This is a genomic window from Streptomyces sp. AC602_WCS936 (genome assembly GCF_019049125.1).
Taxonomy (GTDB): domain Bacteria; phylum Actinomycetota; class Actinomycetes; order Streptomycetales; family Streptomycetaceae; genus Streptomyces.
In genome coordinates this window covers 1-679 of record NZ_JAGMUF010000077.1, presented here as the reverse complement: position 1 = coordinate 679, position 679 = coordinate 1, and the positions used below count along the sequence as shown (strand labels likewise).

General features: G+C 70.1%; 1 protein-coding gene. It reads right to left on the bottom strand.

Annotation, left to right across the window (positions count from 1 at the left end; all coding sequences use genetic code 11):
* The coding region (locus KUM03_RS24755; protein WP_217251509.1) for an IS481 family transposase at window positions 1–679 on the bottom strand (679 nt) is incomplete at both ends.

The following is a 679-nucleotide window of genomic DNA, read 5'->3' as shown; positions in this document are numbered from 1 at the left end:
TGTACTGCCCAGGGACGTTGGTCAACCTGGTGATGGGTGGTTTGCCGCCGGTTGCGGTGTGGGGGCGGTGGTGATTGTAGTGATGGAGCCAGGCCGGCAGGGCTTTGCGGCGGGCTGATTCGCTGGAGTAGAAGCGTCCCAGGGCCCAGCCGTCGGCGAGGGTGCGGTGGAAGCGTTCGACTTTGCCGTTCGTCTGTGGCCGGTAGGGCCGGGTCTTCTTCGGCGTGATGCCGAGCTCGGCGCAGGCGCGGTTCCAGTGCCGGGAGCGGTAGGCCGAGCCGTTGTCGGTCAGGACCCGCTCGACGCTCACGCCGCGGGCGGCGAACCAGGCCACGGCGTGGTGCAGGACGTCGACCGCGGTGTCGGCCGTCTCGTTGTCGCGGATCTCGGCGTAGGCGACGCGGGAGTGGTCGTCGACGACGGTGTGGACGAAGGCGGTTCCCAGCAGCGGGCCGCGGTACTTGTTGCGGGGCTTGTCGGGTGTTGCGGCACGGTTTCTGCGGCCCTGGACGCGTCCGACGTAGCGCCAGCCGCCGCCGTCGGGCACGTTGCCGAGCTTCTTGACGTCGATGTGGAGCATGGCGCCGGGGTGGGGGTGTTCGTAGCGGCGGACCGGCTCCCCGGTGGCGCGGTCGATGTGGGAGAGGCGGTTGATCCGGCAGCGGGTCAGCACCGCGTG